The 6,953-nt window shown below is 60.4% G+C and carries 5 protein-coding genes; 2 read left to right on the top strand and 3 right to left on the bottom strand.

The window, feature by feature from the left end; translation table 11 throughout:
* Positions 1–209: 209 nt before the first annotated feature.
* Complete coding sequence (locus X727_RS137845) at positions 210–2,189, bottom strand: EAL domain-containing protein (protein ID WP_023835234.1); 1,980 nt, start codon at positions 2,187–2,189, stop codon at positions 210–212.
* Positions 2,190–2,456: 267 nt separating this feature from the next.
* Here X727_RS137845 and X727_RS137850 point away from each other — a divergent pair, with 267 nt between their 5' ends.
* Positions 2,457–3,503, top strand: a complete 1,047-nt coding sequence (locus tag X727_RS137850; protein WP_023835233.1) for a class I SAM-dependent methyltransferase — start codon at positions 2,457–2,459, stop codon at positions 3,501–3,503.
* Between the two features lie 276 nt (positions 3,504–3,779).
* Here the strand turns inward: X727_RS137850 and X727_RS137855 are convergent, their stop codons facing one another.
* On the bottom strand, positions 3,780–4,673 hold the full coding sequence (locus X727_RS137855; RefSeq protein ID WP_023693169.1) for an SDR family oxidoreductase: 894 nt from the start codon (positions 4,671–4,673) through the stop codon (positions 3,780–3,782).
* A 126-nt stretch (positions 4,674–4,799) separates the two neighbouring features.
* On the opposite strand from X727_RS137855, the gene X727_RS137860 reads away from it, so the two are divergent.
* Complete coding sequence (locus X727_RS137860; protein WP_023835232.1) at positions 4,800–5,738, top strand: AraC family transcriptional regulator; 939 nt, start codon at positions 4,800–4,802, stop codon at positions 5,736–5,738.
* A 769-nt stretch (positions 5,739–6,507) separates the two neighbouring features.
* Here X727_RS137860 and X727_RS137865 read toward each other — a convergent pair.
* Positions 6,508–6,699, bottom strand: a complete 192-nt coding sequence (locus X727_RS137865) for a hypothetical protein (RefSeq protein WP_245274218.1) — start codon at positions 6,697–6,699, stop codon at positions 6,508–6,510.
* Positions 6,700–6,953 lie beyond the last annotated feature (254 nt).

Genomic DNA, 6,953 nt, shown 5'->3' with positions numbered 1-6,953 from the left:
TGCTCTCCTTGCAAAGGGCCGAAAGTGTAACCCATGTCTCCGGAATGAACTGTCACCCATCTCTCGGGAAGGGCAGCCCTGCGGGCTTCGGGTGGCAGGCCACCCGGAACCGAATCTGGGCGTAGGAGTGTCGCCCGAAGCTACGAAGTAGCGTAGGGGGACCGGAACGAAGCAGGATGCCCTCCGAAGCTTCAGCGTAGAGGCTGCCGCTAGGCAACAAGGCCTTGCCTCATTTGGTTTACCTCTTCGATCGGGACTGGATGCCCGGTGAGGAAGCCCTGCATCAAATTTACCCCCAGGCGCTGCAGCAATATGTACTGCTCCTCCGTTTCGACGCCCTCGGCGAGCACGACATGGCCGAGATTGCGAAGCAGCCCGACCATGTCCCGCAACAGGCTCAAGCCACGAGACGTCTGGCAATCGTGGAGGAAGCTGCGATCGATCTTGACCACGTCGAATTTGAAGCGGCGGAGCCATGTCAAGCCGGCAAATCCCGTTCCGAAGTCGTCCAGCCAGATCTGAACGCCGAGTTTTCGCAGCCGCTCCACGTTTCTGACCGCTTGCGCCTCCAGAAAGATGTCACTGCCTTCGGTGATTTCGATGGCCAGTTTCTGGGGCGCAAGGCCGTGCCTGCCAAGGATTTCGGTGATCCGGAGTGAAAAGTTGGGAGCCTTGAGCTGAAGAACGGATACGTTCACCGTCACGACCGAGCCCAATCCGCATTCCGCCATGTCACCGCAGGCTCGATCGATCAGCCATGTACCCAGTTCCACGATCGCTCCGGTCTGCTCGGCAACGGGTATGAATACGGACGGACTGATCATGGTGCCGTCGAAGTCGCATACACGCATCAGACTCTCGTGCCCCAGCACGCGGCCCGACGCCAGCTCGCGAATTGGCTGGTAAGCGACAGAAACGAGCTGGTTGGAAACTGCCACCTTCAGCAGTTCTGAAAGATTTTCGCCGGAGCGATCCTGGCTGGTGGCGTGCGGGTCGTAAATCGTGAACGTAGCCCGACCGGCAAACTTGGACGCGTAGAGCGCGCGGTCAGCTTCCTGCAGCAGGATTCTAAGCTCTATGCTCTGATCGGCGCGCGTCAACGACGCCCCGGCACTGATCGTTACGATGTTGAGCTTGTCGCCCCGATCAGGGTGGTAGATATCCAAATCCTCTACAGCGCGACAGAATTTCTTCGTTATCTCATGAAGGTGAGCCCGCCCGGTGACCTTGCAGAGAATGACGAATTCTTCTCCGCCATAGCGGGCCGCGATGGCGTTGTTGGCAGCCGCCATCTCGGAAAGGACATGGGCGAGTTTGATCAGGCAATCGTCGCCGGCCTGATGACCAAGTCCGTCATTGAACCTTTTGAAGTAGTCGACGTCGATCAGAATGAGGCCTATCTCGTCGTCGTCCGCGGCCCAGTCTTCGCGCAGCTCCGAGAATTCTCGAATGATCGCCCTGCGGTTCTTCATTCCCGTGAGCGGATCGGTGTCGGCGATTTCAGTTAGCTTTTGCCCCTTCTTGATAGCAGCCTGCTCCTGGAATTGTGCCCGAAGCGCGTGCAGGAAAGTCTGGTACCGCTCCAGACTCAGCCGCCACGAAAGATAAAGCGACAAGACGAGGCAGTTCACGAAATAGGCCGACAACACGACCCGACCGGCGATGTCGGCCTGAAGGGAGAACATCGCGGCGTACACAAAGCTTGCGGCGACCGTCGCGGAGGCAAGGGCTGAAAGCCAAAAACGGAAGTTGAAGAACAGATTCGCACCCAGGATGAACACGGTGCCAAAAACCATGAAATGGGAGAGGGCATCCTGATGCTCTGTTCCAACAGCGGAGACGAGCCACCCAAGGGCACCGGAGACAATCGCCAGCGCTGCTACAAGGTGCAAGGTGGCAAGGGCAAAGCCCCGTCGGGCGACAAATTCGACAAGCGCCAGGGAAGTGATCCCTAGCGTAACGCGCGTCAAAACAAGCCGGCCGGCGACATCCGGAAAGAGAAACCAATCGAAAAGGCCATAGGCCACATAGCTGAATACAGCAGCCGCAATACCCCATCGCACAAGGCTGCGATTCTCATCGGCATCCTTCTGCAGGAACAGTGCCAGCAGTTCCGGATCGGCGGAATGCCACCGCGGACGTCCAATCGCTGCCGCCACCTTCTGGGCAACGTCCTCGCTCAGTTGCATCGCAAGGCTCCTCCGCGATCTGCAGTAGCGAATGCAACAGCCGACGTCGCCTGCGGTTGGGGAATGAAGACGTCCCTGTCCGCAAGAAAAGTCAGATGTCGCTAACCGAGGGTAAACGGGCGGTTCGGATTTAGCCAGTTTGCAGGATTGATGGCCGTTCCGTTGATTAAAATTTTACTAAAATTTTATTAAAATTGTTAGCGTTGGTTAGCGGCGCACCTATGCTGCTGGCCGGGGACCGGGGCGGTAAACCGGAGAGTAAACGGCATGCCTATCAAGCCAAAACTGCAGCTCGACCAATACAGCCTGGTCACCACCAGGCTGATGACGAAACATGTTGCGACCTCCGAAGAGGCGGCTGACTCCGACGAGTTGAGGGACAGCACGGCCCAGCTCGCCCTGATACTGGACCTTGCTCATGAAGCCTTTGCGCGAAACAAACCGGCCGCCCCCGTCGTCCATCGTTTGGCGGGGCGACTCCACAAGCTCCGCCGGCAGGTTGCTCCCGCGGTCTGGCAGAAACTCGTTCCTTTGGCTCAGCAGCATCGGGTCGCGGAATATTTGCTCCAAGACCCGTTCACGCGGTGGTCGGTCGAAAAACCGCGCGGGTATTCGGGCGATGCAGGCCTGCTGGATATTTACTACAAGCATCCGATCGCCGACGAGATCGTGGCCTCGTCGACCTTACTTGGTCGGCAAATTTATGCGTACACCAGTGAAGCTGCCAGTTCGGTGGCGGGGCGCGAGCGGCGGGATATTCTGGCCAGGACCGTGGACGAGACGGCCAGCAGTGTGGAAAAGGCTGAGGTGCTGGCGATTGCCTGCGGCCACCTCAGGGAAGCCGAACGCTCCGATGCGTTGGCCAGGCATAAACTGCAACGTTGGATCGGCCTGGATCAGGACCCCGTCAGCGTAGCCACGGTGAACCACGACTTTGCCGGCACGGCAGTCGAGGCAGTCCAGGGTTCCGTACGCGGCATCCTGCGCCGCGCCTACGCCCTTGGCACATTCGATCTCGTCTACGCATCGGGGCTTTACGATTACCTGCCGCGTGCCATCGGCATCCGCCTGCTTCAAAGAGCCATGGAACTCGTCAAGCCCGGTGGCGAATTCCTGTTTGCCAATTTCAGCGACGAGATAACGACGGATGGTTACATGGAGACTTTCATGGATTGGCCGCTCATCCTACGTTCGGCCGACGATATGTGGGACATCATCAATGCCGCCCTCGGCGGGAGTCCTTTCGACGCGAAAGTCTACTATGGCTCGAACCGGAATATCGTTTACGGCAAGGTGAGGAAGGGCGATCTCTAACTAGGCGCGGGAATCGCGCGCGCATCCCCGTAACAAGGTAGGTCTGCCATGACGAGGCCATGCCTTCGCCGGCTTTCCGGCGACGGGCGAGCAGGTCGTCCGGGCTGCGGGCGGCCTACGCCGTGTTCGTTCTGCTTGCCGCCATACAGATGTGGCGGCGGTTCCAGCAGCACGACGGTGCTGCCCGCTCGGCGGGCTGCGTCTGGCCGTTTTGCTGGCACTGCCGCTGATCGCCAGGCTGTCGGTCGTGCAATGCAACGCGACTGGCCGGCCTGATCAGGCCTCGAAATAGCGGGCACGATCGAGATCGGCGATGAGCCCCGGCCCGGTCGGCTGCCATCCCAGCGCAGTGCGGGTCTGCTCACTTGACGCCGACAAGTCCCTGCCGATGAAATGGCCGAGAAAGCCGAAATGCGCAGCCGCGTCCTCGGGGCCTATGGAAACCACCGGCAGGCCGAGCCGGCGGCCGATGATCTCGGCGATCTCTTTGCTCGCCACGCCCTGTTCGGCAACCGCATGATAGCTGACGCCGCCCGCCCCCTTCTCCAGCGCCAGCCTGTACAGGGTGGCGGCGTCGAACCGGTGCACCGCCGCCCAGCAATTTGCGCCGTCGCCGACATAGGCCGAGACGCCCTTTTCACGCGCAATGGCAATCAGCATCGGCACGAAACCGTGATCGCCCTCGCCATGGACGGTCGGCGCCAGCCGCACCGTCGATGCGCGCACCCCGCGCGCTGCGAGCGCCACGGCCGTTGCTTCCGAAGCGCGCGGCATGGCGGCCGATGGAGGCGCGGGTTTGTCGTCTTCGGTTGCCGGCCTTCCCTGCGCAAAACCGGCGAGGCCGGAGGTGACAAGCAGCGGCCGCTCGGAACCCTCGAGCGCCGCGCCGAGCGTTTCGATGGCGCGCTGGTCAACTGCGCAACTGGCGGCGAATCTCGAAAAGTCGTGGTTGAAGGCCGTGTGGATGACGCCATCCGATTGGGTAGCGCCGCTGCGCAGGCTGTCGAAATCCTCGATATCGCCGCGATGCGCCTCGGCACCCGCGGCCACGATCGACTCCGCACCTGCTTCCGACCGCGCGAGGCCAAGCACCTGATGGCCCGCCCCGAGCAATTCCCGCACAACAGCCGAACCGACAAAACCGGTAGCCCCGGTAACGAACACACGCATGATGATTTCTCCTTGGTTTTTGTCGAACGCCGTACAGCCAGCCCGTTGCGAAGGAGATAGAAGTTTGAGATCATACGATCTATACTGTAAAATCCGAGATATCTTCGCAATCGTCCGAGAACGCTCATGGATCCGCTGTCAGACGTGCTGTCGCTACTGAAGCCGCGCAATTACCTGTCGGCTGGGCTGGAAACCGGTGGCGACTGGGCGATCCAGTTTCCTGACCAGCAGGCCGCCATCAAATGCGGCGCCGTGGTGTCCGGCCGATGCTGGCTGTCGGTCGAGGGCGTCCCTGACGCGGTGCGGCTGGACGTGGGCGACTGCTTCCTGTTGCCGCGCGGCCGGCCTTTCCGCCTTGCCAGCGATCTCGGCCTGCCGACGGTCGATGCGCGAACGATCTTTTCACCGGCGCGGACCGGCGGCATCACCGTCCATAATGGCGGCGGCGATTTCCTCCTGGTCAGCAGTCGCTTCACGCTGTCCGGCGACCATGCCGGCATCCTCTTGCGGATGCTGCCGCCCATCGTCCACATCCGCGCCGAGAGCGACCATTCGGCGCTTCGCTGGCCGGTGGAGCGGATGATGCAGGAATTGCGCCAGCGGCGTCCCGGCGGCTTTCTCATCGTCGAGCACCTCGCCCACATGATCCTGATCGAGGCCTTGCGCCTGCATATGACCGCGCAAGACAATGTCGGCTGGCTGTTCGCACTTACCGACAGGCAGATCGGCGCGGCGATCGGCGCCATGCACGAGGACCCGGCGCATGGCTGGACATTGCAGCAACTGGCGGAGCGCGCGGGCATGTCGCGATCGACTTTTGCGCTCAGATTCAAGCAGACGGTCGGGGCCTCACCCCTGGATTATCTGACGCGCTGGCGCATGATGCTCGCCGGCGACCGGCTGATGCATTCCGGCGATCCGGTGTCCGTCATCGCCCTGGCACTCGGCTACGAATCCGAAAGCGCCTTCAGCACCGCGTTCAAGCGCGTCATGGGCTGTTCGCCGCGCCAATACAGCCGCCGGGAGCCGGACCTGACTGCGCAGGGCGAACGCGAAGCCGCCTGAGGCGGCGATCCGATCGCCTTGATCACCTTGCCCTTAGAGGCTGTAGCGCGAACGAAACTCGGTGAACGACATCGCCAGATTGTTCTCGTCCACATGGCCGGTGATCCCGTCCACACTGCGCGAGTCGAGTTGTAGCGGGCGAGCCAGAGCGGACAATTGCCGAAGCCGCTCGGATTTCCCAGCGCGCTTCGACCGCTGCGGCCCTTCTGCTCAGATCGATCCCTTGCTTGCTCCATGGCATGCGCTTGACAATCGACTGATTCGCAACCCTTCGGGGATATAAGTATTCCAGTTAACTTAGGGACAATCGGCAGCAGGAACTAGATTTCAGACGCTCAATTGGCACGAGCAAAATCGCGTTTTTCATGCTTTCAGAATGACTTGCTCGCGTGCTGGCGGTTAACCGGCACCAACTTCTCCGATTTCCTTACCTCTACGGCTGGGTAGCGCAATAGGGTTAATTGCGCGATTGCTAATATGCCTATATCTTAGGCGGCGCGGGGGGCCTCATATCTTCCCGCAGTGGCCGGTGCGGTGAAGCCCCACAAGCATGCCCAACCTGCACCGGCCATTCCCTATGGCTGGGTATGGTGTTCCCGCTCGGCAATCTTTTCCAAGAGCTTCCGTGAAGCCTCTAGGACGCGTCGCGTTTCGGCGATGGTCGATTGCAGGGAGTCCAGTTGGCTCTCCGCTCGGAGCTGGCTACGGCGGGCGCTTTCAATGAACTGGTGGTCAGGTTCCCACCGGTCTTTCATCGGGCTTAGCCTCTCTACAGACGAACGAACTTGTCGAGATCCAGGCGTATCCGCTGGCCCTCAGCATAGGACAGCGCAAACGATTCAATCACGAATGATCGGGTAATTTCCTGGTCTTCCTTGGCCACACGAACGGACCATTCGCCGCCGGCTTCGACCACTTCCACGCAAGGCAATGCTTTGCAGATTGGACCCACGTTATCCACCACAGCCTCCTACGAAAAGCAATGGTAACGTCGAGTTCTATACTCCCGTCGAAAGCGGGTTTTCAACAACAAAGATGGTCTGAATCATACCATTCGGCTCAGCGGATAGCGGCTGCCGACGTAGCGTCTCCAAGGCCAAGAAAACCGCCACCCGCGCGCAACAGCGGGATCCATAGTCACGGCTACATCCGAAGAATCGACCGCATAGATTCAGGAATGTGTGTTGTCGTCACGGTTCCATACAATTTGGAAGG

It is taken from the genome of Mesorhizobium sp. L103C105A0 (assembly GCF_000502215.1).
Classification (GTDB): Bacteria; Pseudomonadota; Alphaproteobacteria; order Rhizobiales; family Rhizobiaceae; genus Mesorhizobium.
Note: the sequence above shows the minus strand (reverse complement) of the source record. Positions and strands in the feature narration are given on the sequence as shown.